Below are 20,579 nucleotides of genomic sequence, written 5' to 3' on the forward strand. Positions count from 1 at the left end.
ATATGCCTCATACCGACATTGCACGCTCCGTCTTGCGACTTATGCCGATGTATCTCAGGAGATTGGAGGGGCTGCATTTGCGCTGGTTCGCGTCGCAGCCAAATTATAATGATCGAGTAGCAGACATTCTCTCAGCACTGTCCAGCCCCGCCTCGCATTTCCTGATCGGATGGCATTGTCGAGGAGCGACTATCTCTTGTTTCCGGACCGTTGCGCCAAACGTCACTGCAAACGATGTCGTATTGGAAAAAACATGTGCGCTTACTCATGCGTTGGGAAAACGCTTCAGAGGACTTTAGCGTTCGAGCAAGGCGACAGCCTGCTTACAGCTACAGAGAGCAAGCCGCCGAGCGCGAGCTTGGCTCACTAGCTGGGTGCCGGTACACTCGGCCTATTAGGCGCACAGGCGGAGCTGAGTGGTCGCCAGGCGGCCCAAATGAGAGCAATATTGCCGCAGGATGCAAGCTGCGGGTCGTGCGTCCGTGACGCGGTTTGTGTCTACCCTGCACCGGAGCCAACATCATGAACTATTTATCCTACCGGAGCGCGCTTTCGTTGCTCGTGGTGCCTGCCCTTGTGGTGGCATCGTCCGCCCAGGCTGTCGATATCTGGACTGTCGGCGTCGACAACACCCGCCAGGGCTGGAACAGGTCCGAAACGGTTTTGAAGCCCGCTAACGTGCCTAGGCTCAAGAAAATTCGCGAATTTCCCGTTGACGAAAAGATTGACGTGTCCCCGCTTGTCGTCGGTGACAAGCTCTATGTGTTCACGATGACGAACACGGCCTATGTCTTCGACGTCAACACCGGCGCCGAACTCGTCAAACGCCAACTTGCCCCACCGTTCGACCCCGCCGATATCGCCAACCCGCAGGGCATGGGCATGGACCTCCACAATATGTATCGCCATTGGGGAATAACGGCGACCCCTGTGATCGAGGTGGCAACGAACACCATTTATGTGACCACGTTTGGCAAGCCAAACGAGGCCAGCCAGAACATCGAACGTAACAATATGCTCTGGACACTTGACGCAACTAGCCTGGCGGACAAGAACCCGCCAGTGCTCATTGCCGGAAATGCTGACAACGGCGGGGGTGGGATCGCGAACGGCTTCACGACGCCATACCAGAAGATGCGCGCGGGCTTGGGGTTGTTGACCGACCCTGGTGGCAATCGCGCCGTGGTGATCTCGTTCTCGATCAATGGTGAGAACCCGAATGGGCCAGGACACGGATTCGTCGTTGCTTATGACGTGCGCGGCCTCAATCGCGACCCTGGGTTCAAACCGACGCCGGGGATTTGGAACGTCACCCCCGGAGGAGGCGCCGGCGGCGTGTGGATGTCGGGCTCCGGGCCGGCGATCGACGGCACAGATATTTACCTCTCCACTGGCAACGGGATGGATCCCGGATCGATGGCCGGCAATTTCGCCGAGAGCTTCGTGAAACTTCGGTATACCCCCGGCATCGCCGACGTAAACAACGGCAAGCCGACCCTCGATGTTGTCGACTACTGGGGTGCGTTCAGCGATTTTCAGCGCCGCGACAGAGCCGCGCCTCCGGACCGTCAGGCAGCTCAAGATCAGGACCTTGGCTCCGCCGGTGTCGTCCTCATTCCCGCGCGAGGCAACCTGATCGGCGGTGGTAAGGACGGCGTCCTCTACAACCTCAATAAGGACAATCTCGGAAAGAACACGTGGAATCCCCACTTCAACCTCCCGTTCGTCGCGACGTACCTGCCGAATGCGCCAAACGGACCGGCAGGCCTTCCGACGACCACGACGACCGATCCAAACTGGCCGATCATCAAACTCGAACGCAATCTTCCCGCGCAAACACCTAACGGGAAGAGCTATCATATCCACGGAACCCCTGTGTACATGGAAGGGGCAAACAGCGGGATCGTGTTTGTATGGGGCGAGAATGAGCGCCTCAAGGCCTACAACTACAATTTCACAACGAAGCGCATCACATCCTTCAGCGCCCAAGGCACGCAGGTAGCATCCGGAAATGATCCCGGAATGCCCGGCGGACGCCTCGTCATCTCATCAAACGGCTCGGATCCCGGGACCGGCGTCGTCTGGGGCACGTACCCGGTGCTCGGGGACGCGAACTCCAAAGTCGTCCCCGGCGCTCTCGTCGCGTACAACGCGACCCCGGCTGCCAATGGCAAACTGAAGCAGCTTTTTCACAGCCAACCCGGCGAGTTAGGACTCTTCGCAAAGTATTCCACGCCGGTGGTGGCGAACGGGAAGGTCTACGTTGGCACATTCAGCAATAAGGTCGTTCAGTACGGCCTCTGACGCATCGACCGTTGCGCCTCGTCGTGAACATACGGGCCGGCGGGAAAGAGAAGGGAACCGTCGCGATGCAATGCGTTGCCCACCAGGCCGTTGAATCCACGACGAAACCGCAGATCTGCTTGCATCAGCAAGAGGCGGATGGAGTGCGGGCACCTTTCAAGACCACATTCGCTGGATGCGGTTTGAAAAACGTCATGAGAACCGCGGTGCTGGCGCTGGTCGCCTGGAGCACCGCGTCCCACGGACAGACTGGGGACGAGGCGGTACAGAATACACCGGCGCCACAGCGGCAATCTGCTCCCCTTGAGAACACCGCACCCGCGGGTGACGGCCTCAGCGACCTAAATGCCAGGACTTTTAGCTGTGTCAGGGCTGGCTTGAATGCGGCAGCACGCGAGGCCGCTAAAGCTCCGTCGCAGGGCAGTTATCAATTCTCCTACTTCAAGATCATCAAGGACACACACCACTCATTTTATCAGGTCCATTTCAAGAGCAACTATTCGGAAGAGCCCGATTTGAAGTACTGCGTCAGCATCTACTGCCAGCAAGGATGGGACCCAAATACCATGCAGATCTCGGTGAGGCTGATGAGCAATGAACGCAAGGCGACGCTAGCGGCGACTCATGGAGCCGATTGCGGCAACGAGCAGATGCAGGTGAAGCGTCGAGCTAAGCGATAAAGCGACATGCCTGGGTGAAGATCGGGATGAACGCAGATCTTTAAGTGCCCCTGCTAAACTGAGTGGTCATACCAGTCCAGAAACGTTGCTTACCCATCCTGGTAAATGGTGCGCTCGACTATCTGGACGATGTGCTGGCGACTTTCGATTTTGTGATTGCGAGCATCCACAGCCCATTCAAGCTCGATAAAGACGCCGACGGGAGCGCCTGCTGTGCGCCATCGCCGACCCTACTCCACAATCTTCGGCTACATGATGCGCCGCGAGCTTCGGGCGTCGGCCAGCCATTCGCACAATTTTCGGTCAAAATCGGCTGCATTTGCGTATGCCTTGGTATGGAAGATGTCGGTCAGCGGCCGAACTAGACCCCTCGCCGACCTACTACTATGCCTTCGCGATTGGTCTAGAGATCGCTCTCGATCCGCGGCACGCTTGAGCACCACAACGTAAAAGCCGGCGATGCGTTTTCCTCATTGCACCCTCGCGACCGCCTCGCTCACAAATTGGCGAGGGCTTCATCCGCGCGGGTCGCACGCGTCTGGAACGCGGCTGAGCTATTGCGCCCGAGATCCGATCCGTTCGTGGCCGCCGCAGTCGGGAAAGAGAATTCAGTCCAGTTCACGCATCTCCAAAGGCGTTTGCAATTGTATCGGCAGCCCAGAATTGGCAGCGCGGCTGACCTTCTCTGCACGCGGCTAAGCAGCTGCCTGATATCCATGTGAACTAGTTCACTTGGCCGTGCATAAACAGCAGACTTTTCGATTAGATCTACATCGGGGCAACTTCGAGGAGAGATCGGCCCTCTACCTGATGAGTTTGGCAGGACAGGATCATACGCACTCCTTCTCGGCGTAAAAGAGGAGGAAGCGCGATTTGATGCTCTTCACGGTCGCCTCCTACGTCTCGACCCAGAAGGCGCAATCGCTTTTGCAAACCAGCGAGCGAACAGTTGATAGGGGTAGCAGAACAGAATAGCGGGTCAACACGCAGCTCTTTGTTTGCCAGCTGCGACGTCGCACAACGCCACACCGTTTTTGAGGATTGGTTCAAATCGCCGGACGGTCGCAAGGAGAAGGCAGCACTCGTATCGACCAGCGGACAGATTACTCCGCTTCGGATAACGGTTGCGCCTGCTTTCGACACTGAGGAAAGCCGCTCGGGCGCAATCATTACTATTGTGCCGATGGCGGAAGAGCTCGTACGGGCGGAGTTACAGGAAGTCCTCAGTGTACCTGGCTACGAACCAGAAGAGCTGGTTCTCGGCGTGATGAGGGCAGCTAGAAAGCTAATCCCTTACGATCTCGCTACATTCGGAGCGTACACTGATGACACGCAGTATCACAAAACATTGGTGATCACTCCGACACCTGAATGGAAGTGGACCACTGCTTGGTTTGCATTGGGCGAGAAAGTTCGCACTTTTCTCCTAAGCGATCGAACCTGGGGTACGATCTTTAATACCACCGCGGTCGATCTCACCCCCGGAATAGATGAGGATCTCGTTCTTCAGATTCTCGTCAAAGCTGGAATGAAAGCTACGTCACCTTGCCGATTGAACCGTCCCGGGTTTGCCGGAGGCCATTTGGTTAAGTTAAGCTGCCATGGCCGGTTGTTCCAGCATGGCGTAGTAGCGTTGCTCGGCTTCGTCCGGCGGGATGTTTCCGATGGGCTCCAGGAGCCGTCGGTTGTTGAACCAGTCGACCATTCGAGAGTGGCGAACTCGACGGCCTCGAAGCTGCGCCATGGCCCGCGCCGATGGATCACCTTGGCCTTGTAGAGACCGTTGAGGGTTTCGGCGAGACGTTGTCGTAGGAATCTCCGACACTGCCGACAGAAGGCTCGACGCCGGCCTCAGCCAGGCGCTCGGTGTACTTAATGGATACGTATTGGCTTACCCCTGTCGCTGTGGTGCACGAGCCCGCCACGATGGACCGGCCGTCGATCATGTAGTGCCTGCTCCAGCGCATCGAGCACGAAGCCTGCATGCGCCGTGCGCGAGGCCCGCCAGCCGACGATCCTGCGGGCATAGGCATCGATCACAAAGGCGACGTAGACAAAGCCGGTCCAGGTTGCGACATAAGTGAAGTCGGAGAGCCAGAGAACGTTCGGCCTTGGAGCCTTCAACTGGCGGTTGACGTGATCCAGCGGGCATGGCGCGGCCTTGTCGCTGATCGTGGTCTTGACCGGTTTGCCGCGGGTAACCCCTTGCAAACCCATGTCCCGCATCAGTCGCGACACCGTGCAACGGGCAACATCGAAGCCTTCGCGCTTGAGCTGGCGCCAGACCTTGCGCACGCCGTAGACGGAGAAGTTTTGATCGAAGACGCGCCGAACCTCGATCTTCAGCGCGCCGTCCTGCCTGGCGCGCGCCGACCGCTTGGCCGGATCGCGCCGTTTGGCCACATGGGCGTGGTAGGTCGAGGGGCGATCGGCAACACCTTGCAGATCGGCTCGACCCATGCGCCCCACGATGATCGTCAATAAAGGCGATCATCGTGGGACCGGCGGTGGAGCTCCGCCATCGCAAATAAGCGCTCGCCTTGCGCAGGATCTCGTTGGCCTGTCGAAGCTCACGGTTCTCCCGTTCCAGGGCCTTCAGCTTCTCGGCCATCTCAGTCGGGACACCGGTCCGCTGCCCGCTGTCGATCTCGGCCTTCTTGACCCAGTCATGAAGCGTTTGCGGTGTGCAGCCGACCTTGGCCGCAATCGATGTCACCGCCGCCCAGCGCGAAGGGTGCCCGCTGGCGTGATCCAGAACAATCCGAACCGCGCGATCCCGGACCTCAGGCGAAAACTTTCGTCTTGCTTGTCACGGCTCCATCCTCTCAGGAGTTGGAGCCTCCGGCAAACCCGGGGCGGTTCAATACTGGTCACCCTGTTTGCGGTGGTCGGTTATCCACCTGATCGGGGAGCAGGGGCTCTTCGCCGAACGGGCGATTGATGATACCGAGCGCTTCTGTGGCGGCATACACGCGGTTGCGCGAATAGCCGGTACGCTCTTCCAGAATGCCCGCTTCTTGCAGTTGAGCGATCGCTTGATGGACCTGCGGAGGACTGATGTCCAGCAGTTCGCCGAGCCGCTTGGCGGTCACGACCGGATAGTTGTGAAGTTCGTCGAGAGCGCGCGCAGCCGCCGACCCTTTGCGGAATTTGCGGCGTTCTCTCCAGACATCGGATAATTCGGACAGCGCCGCACGGGTCTGGATGAGTTCGTCAACCGTGCCGGTGACGGCGTCGGCCATGAAGGTGATGATCGGCTGCCAGTCCAGCCGTTGTTGGGCATCCTTGAGCGAAGCGTAGTACGTATCCTTTTTACTCTCGATATATGGCGACAGGTACAGCGGCACGTGCTTCTCGGCCGCCATCATGAGCGGTAGGAGGAGACGACCGACACGGCCATTGCCATCGCGGAAGGGATGGACCGCTTCGAAATGAGTGTGCGCTATCGCCATGCGCGTGATGAACCCTTGAGTCATTTGCTGCATTCCCTCGTTCCGCAGAAAGTCGACGGTCTGAGCTAAGCAGCCGGGGACGTCGTCGGGAGGCGGAGGATTCAAACTCGAATATGCGATGTCCTTATTTCCGCCGATCCATACGACACGCGTGCGAAGGTCGCCGGGAACATCCTTGTAGTCCGGATCATCCTTCATCACGGCGCTATGGAGATCTTTGATCAGATCCATCGTGAAGACGCCGTAACCGTCCTTGGCAGCGAGTGGAATGAAGCCATCGAGCGCCACGGCGTAGTTGCGTACTTGACGCGCTTCATCCCTGGCGCCGTCGTCCCCCGTCTCCTCGACCGACAGCAGTTCGTCGAGGGTGCTTTGGGTACCTTCGATCGATGACGAACTCACCGCTTCACGTCTGGTCAGGACGCGGCTGACGATGTAAGGGTCTTTCATGTGGGCGGCGACGGCATCTACCTTGCCGAAGGCCGCTTGGGCGGCGTCCAAAGCCTTTACAGACCCGGCTACCGACACTCCTTCCTCGGGTGGGGCCGGCGGGACGATACCGTAGTGAGAATCGTACGGCGGCGGCAATCGCTTCAGGGTTTCCCGGATGGTGTGGCTGAGATCGCTGCGCTTCATGAAAAGCCAAAGTTAGGCACCAGATTTCCTATTTATAATTAGGGTTCCAGAAAAAAGCCATATCATGCTGCGATCTCAAGGTCGCGAATGTAGGTTTTCGAAGTACGCCGAAGTTCCGTTAGCCTCATTGTTCCCCATATGTTCCGCGCCACGAGTGGCCACTGGCAAAGCCGCGCAGCGCCCTATCCACGCTCCTGAACAGACGGAGAGGCTGGCCGCCAAGGCGGCCGTAGGCAGAACTCTGCCCCAATCGCGCCGGTCGGCCAGAGACGAGATGCCACCGCTTACTAGCGAGCCGTCCTGGACAACCCTTCCTGCCGATGTCAGGGCCCGCCGCTACCCCGGCTCGTGGCAGGCGACGATTGGATGCGGCTGGCCGACGAGGTCTATGAGCTGACGGCGCTGCGTGCGCCTGCGGTGCAACCGCGCCCCGAACGGGATGCGGCGAAATTAGCGGCAGCAGCGCACCGATGCTATGGGGGTGCGCTCAAAGACACAGATGAACAAGCTACCGTAGCTCTTGCTGGCGCGACGGTGGGCTGCCAGGCATGCGGAGGCGTGATGGTGGATGTAGCCATACGGCGGCGAAAGGGCTGAACGGTTCAACGCAGAGCCGCCCGGCACACCGCCCCGCTATTGCCCGCGAAATAGCCAGAGCCTGCCCGAATTGGTTAAAGATTTGTTAATCCGCCTTCGGCAGGCTTGCGGTAAGCGCTGCCGATTAGCCCCCCAGCCACGGTAGCGCGAAGCGATGGCCGGCGGCAGTGATGCCCGCCGGCCATTTCGTTGGTGAGCGCCGCTCGCAAACACCGCGGCGGAGCCCCAGAGGCGGGTGTGTGGACGCGTCGGTCATGAGGCCAACGCTTACCTGCCTACGACCGCCATAATCCGTACTGTCAAGCCAGAACGTCCGGAAAAGTCTTTCCAAAAGTCCTTTCCAACAAGCAGGAACGGACTGCGGACGAAAGACGAACCTCCGGATTTGATCAAGCTGTCCAATTTAGCGCTTGTCGAAGGCCTTCGCACGCTGGAACAGAACGGTTTGAAGTCCGGTGATGATCAACTTGTTCAGTGTCTGGCAATCGCTGGGCGACAGATAAGGAAGCTGGCGCGAACTCTTCCACTGCTCAATGGCGGCGGTGACCGCGGCGCATAATTCGTCATCAGTTGGGCTGGTCATTTGTCGACCTCAATGCGATCGGATCGGCGCTACTTAATCCGCTGCGGATGTGACCTTGCCACCTTATAGTCGACCGCCGCCGTCGATCACTCTAGTAACTGAGCAAAGATTTTCCCACACTTCCTACTCGCTCGCCCACGCTGTTTTTGAAAGCGCTGCAAGCGAGCGTAAACCGCTTGGCGAGTGCGGCCCAGCCGGCGGCCGACCTCCTGAGCTGTGGCGCCTGCGCCAAAGAGCGAGAGCAATTCCGCCTCTTCGTCCGGCAGCCACGGACGCGTCGATGTGCCATCGTTCGTCATGCGCGACGCCCCAAACGCCTAGATACGCGGCGGCGCCGGGCGGCGCGGTGGGTCGGGAAACCGAGTTGGCTGTTCCGAGCGCGGCGGCGCCGGCAAGCGGCTGTGGTCTGGCACGCGATTACCGCGCGTCATCCACGCTGCCAGTCGAGCGTAGCTTCGCCTGAGAGCCGGAACGAGCCAAGCAGATGCACCCTCGTGATCCATGCCGCAGAACAATATCCATGAACCATTTAGAAAAGATTGCCGGTTGTTCCTGATTTGTAACTGATCGTAAACCATGCGATGGCAACAAACGGCCATGGAAGCCGAACACCCGCTTGAAGCGATAGGTCAAGACATCGGTCAGGAGGAAAGGCGCAGGCCCCTTTTCAATCAGCATCACCGGCAAATGCTCGATCCTCTTCGTGACCGCGATTGGGTGTCTTCTTCGAAGCTTACCGATCACCCCGGAACAAAGCTCGCCCTTCTACGAAACGGATGGATGGAGCGACGCTCAACCGGCAAAGGTGTCGAATATCGTTTGACGGGAGCCGGCCTGGCAGAACTTAGCCGCGCCCGATAGGCGCAAACCGGTGGGAAACGACGAAACATGTCGAAATCCATGGAATTGATCGTCGCTAGCTACGTCAAGGTGCGGGACCGTCGCGCGCTGACGGAGTTGCTGGCGCATCGGTGCAAGGTGCTCGCTGAACTGCAAGCTGTATCAGGCATCAACCCCGAAAACGCAGTAAGGGCGATCCAAGACGAACTGGCTGTGATCGAAGCTGGCCTCAAAGAACTTAAACCTCCGCCCGGTTCGCTCCCTGAGAACGAGTGGAGCTAGCGATGCGCGTTAACAAGATCAATTGGGACAAAATCGGCCGAGTGACGGAGCCGGGTCGATACAAGTGCTTTTTCGGATATCTCACCGTCACGCCTGACGACCTCGATGTGTGGGCACGCTATCCGGACGCGACGTTTACTCTGGTCACGAAAACGGCGGATGAGCAGTCAGCTGGCGAAGAATATCGTCTCGGCGCCTTCGATATCGGAAATCCTGAACAGTAGGATGGCGCGCGATCGCCACCTGCGACACTGCCTCTATTGGCGCGGTCTCCAATAGATCGCGTTCGGCGCTACCTCGCGGATCGTGAACGGAACCGCTAGCGGTCGAGAACCCGAGAATTGGCCCGGACCCATCGTGATCTGTGGCTGCGCTAGCCCCACTATTCAGACCGCTTTGCCACTTCGGCTGCGAGCAAATCCCGCTCTTGCAAATGAGCCTTCTGGGTCTCAATCAGGGCATCGAGGATGGAAAACGCGAGAGCGAGATCGCGCCCCTCGCGCTTGAGGTGGGCGATGACCCTCTCTTGCTGACTGATGAGTTGCTCCCCTTCGCGAAGATAGCGCTCGGCTACGATCAAGCGCTCGCCCAAACGCGAAAGCGGCCGGTCCTGCCTCCGCTCCGGCTCAAAGCGGGCGAGACGCCGAGGACCGCACCAAACCTCGACTGGGTCGTTCGCCACCGCGGCAGAGCCTAGCTGTAGAGCCTCTTCGGCGTTATTGCAGTCGATTTCGTGCGCGTTCAGCGTGCTACCGCAGTCGTCGAGCGTGAAGATATAGCAGCGCATCGAGGTTTCGCAGCTCTTGTTCAGTCACCCTTCATTGGGCATTCACTGGGTCAGTACCTTCAGACCTTCCGTCGCGGCTTCTCGGTTCCCGAATTAACTTCCAGCAAGGGCATCAAGCTTAATCCGCGGTTTCGATTGCACCGGGGCTGCTGAGCGCTAGCCTCTCTGCGCCGGACATTGCGCCGTCCGGGTCCACCATGGCGCGGCCGTCGCGCCAAGATACTCGACGCGGCGGCTTCGTTTATCCGTTGCAACGCTATGAGCTTCATTTGGCAAATAAGCCCGACGGTGACCCGTTCGATCTCGTTGAGATGCGACGACAGATCACGAACTTGCGCTCGCAGCACTCAGACAATCTTCTCGTCACATCGCGATTGAACCGCTTCCTCGTGAAGATTGCTTTTCTCTCAGAGCCAAAAGATGCGGCGCACGCTCGACATCTTCAGTCTGAATTTGCTCGGATGCTGCGAACTGTTGACGAAATGGTCTCACGAGGCCGATCCACGAAGCCGCGGCCCAAGTAACACTAACGCACGCACGTTCTTGCGCCGATCCGGCCCTGCGCAGATGCTGGATGCAGTCGCGAAGTCGTCCTCCTTTCGCGTATTGGCGCCTTCGCGGCGAGGGGCCGCCGTCCCCCGTCGGCGGCCCCGCCCATGGGCGACCTAGTAAGCACGCCGCACTACCCGGGGCAGAGATGGCAGTCTCGGAGTAAACCGGTGGGCAAGCGCGAGCACTGCGGCTTCGTCGGTTTCGAGCGCGATCTTCTGGGCGAGCATCACATCGCCAGCCGCCAGGGCATGTTCGGGAACGAAACACCAGCCGATCGCGGGCTGCCCTGATGCGTCGAGCTCTACAACATTGCTCAGGGTACCATATTGAACTCGATATCGCCTGCCGGTGTGAGAACCGGCGACTTCGAAATAGTTGTTGGCATCGAATTGCGCGCGCTGCTCTGGAGATAACCAATCCCGCAGCAGGCGCCGCGAACGCGCTTCCGGGCCGTTTTGCTCGGTGACGCTCCGATAAAGCTCACGGAGGGCACGGAAGCGCGCACTGTTAGCCTCACTGCGTCTGAACAGAAACATCGTCGCATCGCGATAGCTTAGCCGCCGACGAGACGCGGATAGAATAGCGTCTCATCCGCGGTGGGATCAAACGATCCGTGTGACCTCTAGTTCACTGCCCGCCTTCCGCGTGGCGGCGGTAAATCCCTGATCCGTGAGCCGCTTAAATCGCCGTTCAGCCTCGGCGAGGCCCTTCGGATCAGTTTGTTCAAAGAAATGTCTGCTGTCGCCTGCGTGGTCCAGAACGATCTGGGTAGCCATGGAAAGAACTCCCAAGGCCTAGGGCTCTGATGAAGGAAACAAACCTCGCAGCACTGAAAAGTGTTCCTAAGTTCGGCACGCCTTGGCAGTTCTTCTGGCGACGCTTGAAATAAAAAAAACCTGATCCGCCGCCACCTGAGCCGGCACGGACGGGCGAAGGCCGCCGGAGCGGTAGGCGCGAACGGAAGGGGCCGCGGCGACACCGCCGCCAAAACGGGGACGGCTGAACGGTCGATCTACTGCGGAGCGACCCGCGCCCAAGGCACTGATCTGGATCGTTTCAAGACGTCGCGTACCAGCCGTCAGGAAATGGAATGAGCGGCCAGTGCGTGTTTTCGGTGTTGTCGTTCGCGGCGGCGGGTTTGCTCGCAGGTGTAAGATCGGAGGAGCAGGCCTCCACCTCAGCCACCTCAGCGTCACTCGCCGGGCTGCGCGCGGCGCACCTCAAATCGATTTGCATGAACAAAGCTCCCCACCGGAAGCGCGGTTAAATGTGCAGAGTTCTCAAAAAATCGATCAAGACTTAATCACCCCACAACATATGGGGTCGCGTTGGCTAGCGATAGGAGCGCGAACCTGACCTAGTTGGTGGCCAGCTACTCACCCGTTGCCGCGCGCCGACAAACGAAAACGGGGTTTCGGGAAAGCACGTGGAGATCGCCCTGAAAGCAAAAGGAGCCAACGCCCGAGGTAAGATCGCCGGATCACCGTCGTTTAAGGTCGCGCTTCTTCCATAGTGCCCCTAACTCCTCACCATCTGGCGCCATTAGCTGCGCGCGCGACAGGCTGCACAGAGTAGCATTCGAAACTGACGTGAGGCCTAAAGCGAAAATAGTTCCGCTTTGACCCTCTGGCGGAACTTAACTCGCTGCGCTGAACGACAAATTTAGTTATGCCCAGTAATCATGATGACTCCACCGCAATAATAAAAAATAAGGTTGGGCAGAAGCAGGGAGTTTTTCGATGGAAGCTATGCGCCGCTTTCGCGCGATGGCGTTGCTGTGCCGACAAGCCGCCGTGCGTGATCCCGAGAGAAGCTGGAAGCTGCTCGCAGAGGCAGAGTACTGGGAGCATCTGGCGGTTTCGGCTCTAGCTCACTGAGCTTCGGCCTAGCGATTATTCGACCTTCTCTCGTTTTTCGCCGACTACTTCACAAAATTAGGGGCGGGTAATGTCCAGTATTCGTCAAGTTTATAATTGTGCGGTTCTGCGTGAACGTCTGCAAACGATGCTGGCGGAGCTTAGAGAAGTCGAGAAGCTTCGAAACAGAGTCCGAGATGTAGAAGCGAGAACAATCGTCAGGAGACGGCGTGCCAAATTGAGCGGCAGATCAAGAGCGGTTTGAAGACGACGCTAGGTCGCAACCCGAACATTGGGCTGGATGGGCTCGCCCGCGCGACGTCGATGTGCGGATTGCGAGCCATCATGAAAGCTAACATCCTTTGGAAGCAAGGCTTGCGTCTCCATCCCCGCGAGTAAGACGAATGCTGGCAGGAGCTGGTCGGCATCGTTGATAGCCCTGCCACAACGGCGACGACAGCCGTTGGTACACGAATAGATCAGGGCGCCGTTCTCCAGGAGAACCATCTGAGGCCCAGCCGCTCCGAGTCAGAATTGCGTCCTTTCATCCTAGCATTCCGCCGGGCTGAGTGTCGTTGATGCGCTACGTGGCGTACGCGGTAGATTTGTCCGGAGCGGCAGTCGCCATCTACGAATTGGAACGTGCGGGCGATGATGGAGCAAGGCACCGAGCGGAGAAGTTTCTCGAAGCAGATCCGACGTAGAATGGGACGGAGTGCGGCGCGTTGCGCGGCTCACCCGTCCAGCAGCCGAAAGCGGGCGACTGATTACAATTGAGGCGACGGGCCTCTCCGTCCCCAATCAGTGAAGCACCTGTATCGAACCCGGATGTTGATAACGAATAGCTCGCGATCTAAGCTTGCAACCCTATTTAAGGATTGAAGAGCGGCTCATTTCAAGTAAGTAGTGTTCCGAGGCGTACCATGAATAGTCGTGCGCGGCTGTACAATCGGTCTTTTGCCTTGTGGCAGCGTTGTGAGGCGCCCGCACTAGATTTTTGACTGGTCCCCTTCGCCCTGCGGTTCTGAAGGCGCCGTTACTTCGTACGGTTGAACGCCGCGTGATAGCTCGCCACTAGGCGCACTTCTTTTCTGCTCAGCCTGCCAAGGTGTTCTTGTCAACCGCAACCTGCGGCTGCCCAGCTGAAGTCATAATGAGCGCCCAACAACTTCATTGTGACAACAGCGACAAGAACGCAGATGATCTGCAACAACGTTCTGGTCGAGAACACTCTATTGAAGCGCGTCATGGTGCGCCTTCTAGCGCTGGTGACCGAGCCGGATTCCAAGCTTGAGCGCCTTTTGGCGGAGTGAGCCTTCGGAGCGCTTTGTGAGCTTCGCAATTTTCGCAACCGGAGTCTTCGCTTTCGAATGAGCGCGCAGCTCCTTCACGTCAGCCTTCGTGTATTCACGACGCACAGGTTTCTTCTTCGTAGCCGTCTTCTTTGCCTTCTTCGCCACTCTTAGCTCCTCGATTCGAAAGTGGGCGTACTAGCACAGCTACATTGAGGCGCAACTCTCCATCAGTTGACCCGATCCGCTGGTCCGATGCGTGAACTCGCTCAGATGTAAGTTTTGCCGGCGATTTGATGCCGGAGAGATTCGGTATGTGCCCGAAGTTCAAGCACGCATTAATGCGGTGCTGGCGGCGGGTATGACCACCGGTGCTGCCAAATTCTCCACGGCGAGCGCGGCATCCAGACGTTTGGAAAGGCCCGGGCGCTGGCGCGCCTTCACGCCGACCTTCGTCTTTTCTTTGCACACGGGCCAAGTGAGCACGGGCACGGCGTGCTGCGAGCTTGCCCACAGCGCATCCGGTCTGTCCGATTTGCACGCTACAGCGCACAGAAGTTATGCGCCTCCGATCCGCGGCGCGACGCACCTCTTCGTTTGTCGCCGGACGGCCAAGGCTTGAATTGCGAGCAGATTTCATTTATGCCCTTCTATAGCAAGCCGCAGCGCCTTCGGGATACGCTGCGCTTTTCCGCATGAGATAAACGCCACACGTACACGCGCCGTGACCAAGAGATCCTCTGCGCGCCTGCATTCCTGCAGTAACGTAATTGACGCGCCTCTCACCTCTTGCGGGAGAGTAACGACGTCAAGCACGTCGTCCAAGACTGCCGGCCTTAGAAAATCGATTGTCATCGACCGGACGACAAAGGCAAAGCCGGGCGCATCGTTCCGCGCCTCTTGGAGCAGCGCGTGCTGACTCGTTCCGAGCAGGCGCAAGTAATTCGTCCTGCCGCGTTCCATGAAGCGTAAAAAATTTGCGTGATACACAATTTGGCCGGAATCCGTATCTTCGAAATAGACGCGGACCTGCATCTGATGGCGTCCATCGCGAATTTCGCCGTCAAGAGAGGCTGTCACAGTGCGATTTCCCTTGTTGGGTTTTCGAGAACTCGTTCTCTTGCACGGACGCTCTTTTCCAAGCAATCATCAAAATCTTGGGCATTGCAGCGCCCTCTCGTTCGCGCTGTGCGCATCGGGCGGGCAAGCGCCGAAGGGGTTCTCGCCCGCAGTGCTGGTACGTTGTTCGATATGATATCTGGAAGGTTAGGGCAGGTCCAATAGCAGTCAGCTGCTTTGGCGTCGTCTCCCGCAGCGGTGCAGATGACGGCTCCGATGGTTGCCAGGAGTTGGCATCGGATTCGCGTCGCAGGAGCGCGAGCAGTTAGATCCATCCGGCCCCAGAGTCGCAGGCCAGCGGGTCGGTGCGACTCCGACGTGCCTTGCGTCCCATTCAATGACGTTCGTCGTGTAATGACTGCGAAAACGGCATCGTCATGCCGATGAACCGGATCAATCGGATGTCTCGCACCCTCAGACACAAGTATTTCTACTCCGCTTTGCTTAGCAAATTCCCGCCGGCTTACGATTAGCTTCGCAGCGACGCGCTCGCGCCGTACATTCGAAGAATCTCATTTTCATTCACGGCTGCAACAGTCAACATGAATAGGCTCGCCATTGCCAATTGAGACTTCCATGAGCGCTGCGGGAGCAAAAGTCATCCGTCGCCCTGTCGTGACTCTTGTCAGGTCATGGCGCTTGCCGACTGAGGCTGCTGCCGGATGGCGATCCGCATCAGGCGAAAGCCGAATGCAGGGGCTTCGATCGAGCCTCCGAACGGAGCATGCGAACGCCGCACGTGATCCCAGCCGCCTATTCATAGCGCGCGCTAGAAATTTACGGTAGCTTGTGAAGGCTTCGCTGTAATGCCTATCCGAATCCGGTCGCCTCGGGGCCAAAAGGCGATCATGCGACCGCTTGATCCTTCTCACCTGCAAAGTTGGGACAATCCCAACAATGAGGAAATTTGGCTTGAGCTGGCGCGTGCCATTGGACGGCAGCTTGCGCGGGATGAACAAGGCGTTGCGGGGCAGTCGATAGGGGAACGGGATGGCGACACGATCACAAAAAAAGAGGGCCGCGATATACGCCCGCTACTCGAGCGACATGCAAAAAGTGACCTCGATTGATGGTCAGCTATTACTCTGCCGGAAGGTCGCCGCACGCAATAGCCTCGATGTCGTTGGTGAATTTGTCGACGCTGCAAAGTCTGGCCTTACCGAAGACAAGCGCGATGGCTATCAGCGTTTGCTCGAAGGTGTGCGAAAGCAAGACTTCGACGTGATCATCGTCGAGCATTTCGACCGCTTGTCGCGCGACCCCGCCACAATCCAGCGGCTCAAGCAGGTGTTTGAGTTCAACCGCGTTGAGCTGATGGATCAGAAAGGCGTTTATGCGACGGCGACTGACATCAGCATCGCAAGTCTCTACAATACGATCTACAAGCCACAGCTCGCCGACAAGGTTCGGCGCGGGCACGATAACGCTGTCAGCAACGGAAGAATTCCCGGCTCATACGCCTATGGTTATCGGCCAAGGCCGGGCGCGCCTGGCGAGCGGATGATCGATGAGAGCGAAGCGAAGATCGTGCGCCGTATCTTCATCGAGTATACGTCGGGCCGTTCAACGCGAGATATCGCCGCCGATCTTACCCGCGAACGCGTGCCCACGCCTGGGGCCACTCGTCATAAGAACAAGGCTGGTCGTACCACCTGGAATCATCAGTGCATCACTGGCGGCCGCCATGGTCGCGGCATTATCGGCAACGAACTGTATATCGGCGAAATACATTGGAATGTTCGCTCAACAATTCTCAATCCGGAAACGCAGAAGAAGCAGAAGCGCCGCAATCCTGAAGAACGCCACATCATCGTCAAAAACGCCGAGCTGCGGATCGTTCCCGAAACGCTCTGGGATAGAGCGCAGAAGGTTCGCAGTGAGCGCGCTATCCACCTGTTCGGACCGACCGGCAAGCCGCGGCGCCGACCCGTGGTCCCGCGCAACAACGAGCATCCGCTTGCAGGAGTCCTTCGGTGCGGCGTTTGCTATGGCCATATGCGAATCGCTCAGTCCTCCCGGAATGGCGGACCACGCGCCGCATGCGCCAACGCGCATCAGCGAAGCACCTGCGAGCATACCCGCAGCTTTGATATGGACGTTCTACTGAAGGATGTTGCGGAAAAAATGGAAGTAAGATTGCTTTCTCCGAAAGCCATTGAAGAGGCGATGCGTGCCTGGAAGGAGGAGCAGAAGAGCAATCCGCAAAAGACCAGCGAACGCTCTAACCTAGAGCGTCGGTGCCATGTGCTGAACACTGAGATCGAACGCTTGTCATATGCGATCGCGAACAGCCGTCGCAAGCCGGATGAGTTAGTCAAGCGGATAGATGAATGTGACGCGGAGCGGGAAACTCTCGAGGAGCGCCTGCGGTTGCTCGGCAACGGTGGCGAAAACGTGATCCCGTTCGATCATCCGAGGTTTGGTGACCGATATTGTTCGGAGGCAAAGAGACTGGTCACCGCGCTCAAGACAAATCCGAAGGCGATCGAGACTCGTGTCGCTTTCCGCAACCTGCTCAACTGCATTATAGTGCATCCGGCGCGCAAGCGGATGCCCTACGAGTACACCCCGTACTTGAACGCCGCAGCCCTTTTCAGCCCGCAGCTTTTCCCAGAAAACTGTCCCAAAACAGGGAACATCAGCACGTTGAGCTGTTACGACAACGTCCAGTCTGAGAAATCCGTGTCCTCGTAGTAGACGCGGACCTGCATGTGGTGGCGGCCGTCGCGAATCTCGCCGTCGAGATGAGACATGAAGCTACTACTCATGGAATATCAGGGGCGACGACGTGGCGGCGCATGCGCATCAGATTGAGTCCCTCCTGCGCGCGCAAGACGGCGTCTAGCTTCCATCTGGACGAACGCCCTCAATACCTGCTCGATGACGGCAGATGACTCTCCAAGGCCGGTAAACTGCCGTGCCTTTGCGAAAAGCTCATCGTCAATTGAAATCGTGGCAATCATGAGCGCTCCTCCACATCAGATGTAGCATCATCTGACGTAGTTTTCACGCCCCGTCGTCAGGACACCACGGCCCCCCGCCCCAGCGTCACTTCGACGATCTCAGGCGGCACGCCGACGCGGAGCGGCATGATGCTGCAACCGAGGCCGCCGGAGATGATGACGTCGCATTTCAGCCGGACATGACCATAGGCGAGCCGGAGGCCGTGCTGCGGCGGAACCGCCGGCGACCAGCCGAGCAGACGGACCTGACCGCCATGGGTGTGCCCGGACAGTTGCAACGCGACGCGGGCGGGCACGCGCGGCGCGATATTGGGCTCATGCGCGAGCAGGATGATCGGCGCATCGTCGGTGACCTTGGCAAGCGTCGCGTCGAGATCGTCGGCGCCAAAGCGCCCCGTGCTCCGGAAGCGTCGCGCCGGCAGAAAGGCGAGCTGATCGCCGAGCCCGGCGAGCCAGAATGCGCGGCCATCCTTCGCGAGCCGCATGACGTCGTTCTCGTAGACGGGAATACCGGCCGCCTCCAGCGCGCGATGCGCGACCGTCGGCCCGTGCCCGACCCGCTGCACGGTCCTGTCGTCCCAATAATCGTGATTGCCCATGACGGCATGGACGCCGAGCGGCGCTTTCAGGCCGGCCAGCACCTTGGCCCATTCGTTCGCCGGAATGATGCGCGTGACCTGGTGCAGGCCGGCGACATAGTCGCCGAGCAGCACGATGATATCCGCGTTCAGCGCGTTGGTGCGATCGACGATGGCCTCGATCCGCTCCAGCGACATCCAGGGATCGCAGGCATGGATGTCGGCGATCACGGCGATCTTCAGCGGGAAATCCGCCGGCCATTGCCGCGGCGTCGGATGATAGCGGGTGACCCGAAGCCGAAGCATCGGCTCGACGCCGACGCCATAGGCCGCGGTCGAGACGCCGAGGGCGGACAGGCCGCCGATGGAACGGAAGAAATGACGGCGCGTGATCATGGCAGCCCGATCGTGATGCGGCTTCTTGATGCGACCCTATTGGAGCGGAAATGGGGTGCGTTTGTGCAGACCATCTGCACGAGATGACCGGAAATTCATGACGGCCCGAGCAGTCTGCACTTGCGCAGATCAGTCGTCGCTCTCGTCGGTGCCGAACAGGCCGAACTGCGCCGCCGCATCGCGCGAGGGCTCGCTGATGCCGAGGTGGCGGAAGGCGTGCGAGGTGAGCAGGCGGCCGCGCGGGGTGCGCTGCAGATAGCCGCACTGGATCAGATAGGGCTCGATGATGTCCTCAATCGCATCGCGCGGCTCGGACAACGCGGCGGCCATCGTCTCGACGCCGACCGGGCCGCCGCCATAGTTCTGCGCGATGGTCGTGAGATAGCGGCGGTCCATGGCATCGAGGCCGGCGGCGTCGACCTCGAGCGCGCTCAGCGCGTGGTCGGCAATCTTGCGATCGATCCTGTCGGCATCGGCCGCCGAAGCAAAATCGCGCACGCGGCGCAACAGCCGGCCGGCGATACGCGGCGTGCCACGGGCGCGGCGCGCGATCTCGTTGGCGCCATCGGCGCTCATGCCGACGTTGAGCACGCGGGCGCCCCGGGTGACGATGCTCTCAAGCTCTTCGATCGTGTAGAAATTCAACCGGATCGGAATGCCGAAGCGGTCGCGCAAGGGATTGGTGAGCAGGCCGGCGCGGGTGGTGGCGCCGACAAGGGTGAATTTCGATAGCTCGATCTTCACCGAGCGCGCCGCCGGGCCCTCGCCGATGATGAGGTCGAGTTGAAAATCCTCCATCGCGGGATAGAGCACCTCTTCCACCGCCGGGCTCAGGCGATGGATCTCGTCGATGAACAGCACATCGCGCTCTTCGAGATTGGTGAGCAGCGCCGCAAGATCGCCGGCCTTGGCGATCACCGGGCCCGACGTGGCACGAAAGCCGACGCCGAGCTCCTTGGCCACGATCTGCGCCAGCGTGGTCTTGCCAAGGCCCGGCGGGCCGACGAACAGCACGTGATCCAGCGCCTCGCCGCGCTTGCGCGCCGCCTCGATGAAGATAGACAGATTCTTGCGCGCCTGCTGCTGGCCGACGAAGTCGGACAGCGATTGCGGGCGCAGCGCAGTGTCGCCGACATCATCGTTGCGGCGCTCGGGGGTGACCATGCGGGGAGGCGTGCTCATGCGGGCAGGATAACACGGTGCAGCGGTTTCGCGAGCCACCAGCACAGGCTGGCCGGGATGACAGCGACGATGGCGAGCATGGCGGAAAGCTTCAGCGCCTCAGGCGCGGAACGGACACTCGGCAAGATCACCGCCGAAGTTTCGGCAGGAACAACGAACATGCCAAACCCGACGAAGCCGGCGGCGGCCACGGCTGCGGCGAGCCACGCCATCCAGATCATGTTGAGGTCGGCGTAGACCGCAGCCAGTGCGAAGATCAAGCCGGCGGCGACTGCAGGAAGGAACGAGGCGAGAATCGTCGCGATGGCCAGCAGCACGACCGCGACCGAAACCAGGGTGCGCAGTGCCTCCAGTTCGAGGAGCGCAAGAAACATCTGCAGCACCGCGGCACCAAGCGTCGTCACCATCACCGAGACCAGCGCGGCGACCGTCAGCGGCCCCACAACGGAGAAGATCGCGACGATGCCGGCCACGCGCGAA

The 20,579-nt window shown here is 59.3% G+C and carries 18 protein-coding genes, 3 pseudogenes and 1 other annotated feature; of the genes and pseudogenes, 6 read left to right on the forward strand and 15 right to left on the reverse strand.

Annotated features, from left to right (window positions below; all coding sequences use genetic code 11):
• The first annotated feature begins 522 nt into the window (after positions 1–522).
• Both ABIB66_RS26700 and ABIB66_RS26705 read left to right on the forward strand, forming a co-directional pair.
• Complete coding sequence (locus tag ABIB66_RS26700) at positions 523–2,304, forward strand: hypothetical protein (protein ID WP_275174249.1); 1,782 nt, start codon at positions 523–525, stop codon at positions 2,302–2,304.
• An 11-nt stretch (positions 2,305–2,315) separates the two neighbouring features.
• The gene (locus tag ABIB66_RS26705) at positions 2,316–2,984 is read left to right on the forward strand and encodes a hypothetical protein (RefSeq protein WP_275174251.1); all 669 of its coding nucleotides are present in this window, start codon (positions 2,316–2,318) and stop codon (positions 2,982–2,984) included.
• Positions 2,985–4,575: 1,591 nt separating this feature from the next.
• On the opposite strand, the pseudogene ABIB66_RS26710 reads toward ABIB66_RS26705, so the two are convergent.
• From ABIB66_RS26710 to ABIB66_RS26725, 4 genes and pseudogenes are all read right to left on the reverse strand, one after another.
• Positions 4,576–5,745: pseudogene (locus tag ABIB66_RS26710) on the reverse strand (IS3 family transposase).
• Positions 5,405–5,518, reverse strand: a sequence feature (AL1L pseudoknot). It overlaps the preceding pseudogene by 114 nt.
• A gap of 109 nt (positions 5,746–5,854) precedes the next feature.
• On the reverse strand, positions 5,855–7,072 hold the full coding sequence (locus ABIB66_RS26715) for a Fic family protein (RefSeq protein WP_275174253.1): 1,218 nt from the start codon (positions 7,070–7,072) through the stop codon (positions 5,855–5,857).
• A 1,000-nt stretch (positions 7,073–8,072) separates the two neighbouring features.
• Entirely contained in the window at positions 8,073–8,252 is a 180-nt protein-coding gene (locus ABIB66_RS26720) for a hypothetical protein (RefSeq protein WP_275174255.1), read from the reverse strand.
• Positions 8,253–8,669: 417 nt separating this feature from the next.
• Positions 8,670–8,939, reverse strand: a complete 270-nt coding sequence (locus tag ABIB66_RS26725) for a hypothetical protein (protein WP_143273042.1) — start codon at positions 8,937–8,939, stop codon at positions 8,670–8,672.
• 201 nt (positions 8,940–9,140) lie between these two features.
• On the opposite strand from ABIB66_RS26725, the gene ABIB66_RS26730 reads away from it, so the two are divergent.
• Together ABIB66_RS26730 and ABIB66_RS26735 are read left to right on the forward strand one after the other, a co-directional pair.
• Positions 9,141–9,374: a hypothetical protein gene (locus ABIB66_RS26730; protein ID WP_275174259.1), complete on the forward strand. Its 234-nt coding sequence runs from the start codon at positions 9,141–9,143 to the stop codon at positions 9,372–9,374.
• 2 nt (positions 9,375–9,376) lie between these two features.
• Positions 9,377–9,598: a hypothetical protein gene (locus tag ABIB66_RS26735; RefSeq protein WP_275174261.1), complete on the forward strand. Its 222-nt coding sequence runs from the start codon at positions 9,377–9,379 to the stop codon at positions 9,596–9,598.
• A gap of 158 nt (positions 9,599–9,756) precedes the next feature.
• Here ABIB66_RS26735 and ABIB66_RS26740 read toward each other — a convergent pair whose 3' ends face one another.
• The 6 genes and pseudogenes from ABIB66_RS26740 to ybgC form a co-directional block, all read right to left on the reverse strand.
• The gene (locus tag ABIB66_RS26740) at positions 9,757–10,161 is read right to left on the reverse strand and encodes a hypothetical protein (protein WP_275174263.1); all 405 of its coding nucleotides are present in this window, start codon (positions 10,159–10,161) and stop codon (positions 9,757–9,759) included.
• A 665-nt stretch (positions 10,162–10,826) separates the two neighbouring features.
• Complete coding sequence (locus tag ABIB66_RS26745) at positions 10,827–11,249, reverse strand: hypothetical protein (RefSeq protein WP_275174264.1); 423 nt, start codon at positions 11,247–11,249, stop codon at positions 10,827–10,829.
• A 17-nt stretch (positions 11,250–11,266) separates the two neighbouring features.
• Positions 11,267–11,489: pseudogene (locus ABIB66_RS26750) on the reverse strand (hypothetical protein).
• A gap of 2,339 nt (positions 11,490–13,828) precedes the next feature.
• Positions 13,829–14,029: a hypothetical protein gene (locus ABIB66_RS26755; RefSeq protein WP_057848204.1), complete on the reverse strand. Its 201-nt coding sequence runs from the start codon at positions 14,027–14,029 to the stop codon at positions 13,829–13,831.
• A gap of 159 nt (positions 14,030–14,188) precedes the next feature.
• Complete coding sequence (locus tag ABIB66_RS26760) at positions 14,189–14,353, reverse strand: hypothetical protein (protein WP_354256167.1); 165 nt, start codon at positions 14,351–14,353, stop codon at positions 14,189–14,191.
• Between the two features lie 144 nt (positions 14,354–14,497).
• Positions 14,498–14,941 carry a tol-pal system-associated acyl-CoA thioesterase gene (gene ybgC, locus ABIB66_RS26765; RefSeq protein WP_275174265.1) on the reverse strand — a complete coding sequence of 148 codons (444 nt, stop codon included), beginning with the start codon at positions 14,939–14,941 and terminating at the stop codon, positions 14,498–14,500.
• Between the two features lie 887 nt (positions 14,942–15,828).
• Here ybgC and ABIB66_RS26770 point away from each other — a divergent pair.
• Together ABIB66_RS26770 and ABIB66_RS26775 are read left to right on the forward strand one after the other, a co-directional pair.
• Positions 15,829–16,050: a hypothetical protein gene (locus tag ABIB66_RS26770; protein WP_275174266.1), complete on the forward strand. Its 222-nt coding sequence runs from the start codon at positions 15,829–15,831 to the stop codon at positions 16,048–16,050.
• Entirely contained in the window at positions 16,028–17,674 is a 1,647-nt protein-coding gene (locus ABIB66_RS26775; protein WP_275174267.1) for a recombinase family protein, read from the forward strand. Before ABIB66_RS26770 ends, ABIB66_RS26775 begins: the two co-directional genes overlap by 23 nt.
• Here the strand turns inward: ABIB66_RS26775 and ABIB66_RS43650 are convergent.
• The 5 genes and pseudogenes from ABIB66_RS43650 to ABIB66_RS26795 all read right to left on the reverse strand — a co-directional run.
• Positions 17,653–17,733 (reverse strand): annotated as a pseudogene (locus tag ABIB66_RS43650) (acyl-CoA thioester hydrolase); the annotation flags it as partial. The gene ABIB66_RS26775 and the pseudogene ABIB66_RS43650 sit on opposite strands and share 22 nt — an antisense overlap.
• Positions 17,734–17,754: 21 nt before the next feature.
• The gene (locus ABIB66_RS26780) at positions 17,755–17,943 is read right to left on the reverse strand and encodes a type II toxin-antitoxin system VapB family antitoxin (RefSeq protein WP_354063124.1); all 189 of its coding nucleotides are present in this window, start codon (positions 17,941–17,943) and stop codon (positions 17,755–17,757) included.
• Positions 17,944–17,999: 56 nt separating this feature from the next.
• On the reverse strand, positions 18,000–18,917 hold the full coding sequence (locus ABIB66_RS26785; RefSeq protein WP_354256171.1) for a metallophosphoesterase: 918 nt from the start codon (positions 18,915–18,917) through the stop codon (positions 18,000–18,002).
• A 129-nt stretch (positions 18,918–19,046) separates the two neighbouring features.
• The gene (ruvB, locus tag ABIB66_RS26790; protein ID WP_354209419.1) at positions 19,047–20,099 is read right to left on the reverse strand and encodes a Holliday junction branch migration DNA helicase RuvB; all 1,053 of its coding nucleotides are present in this window, start codon (positions 20,097–20,099) and stop codon (positions 19,047–19,049) included.
• On the reverse strand, positions 20,096–20,572 hold the full coding sequence (locus ABIB66_RS26795; protein ID WP_354209420.1) for a hypothetical protein: 477 nt from the start codon (positions 20,570–20,572) through the stop codon (positions 20,096–20,098). Before ABIB66_RS26795 ends, ruvB begins: the two co-directional genes overlap by 4 nt.
• Between the last annotated feature and the right edge of the window lie 7 nt (positions 20,573–20,579).

The sequence above is a fragment of the Bradyrhizobium sp. F1.13.3 genome (genome assembly GCF_040548265.1).
GTDB lineage: Bacteria > Pseudomonadota > Alphaproteobacteria > Rhizobiales > Xanthobacteraceae > Bradyrhizobium.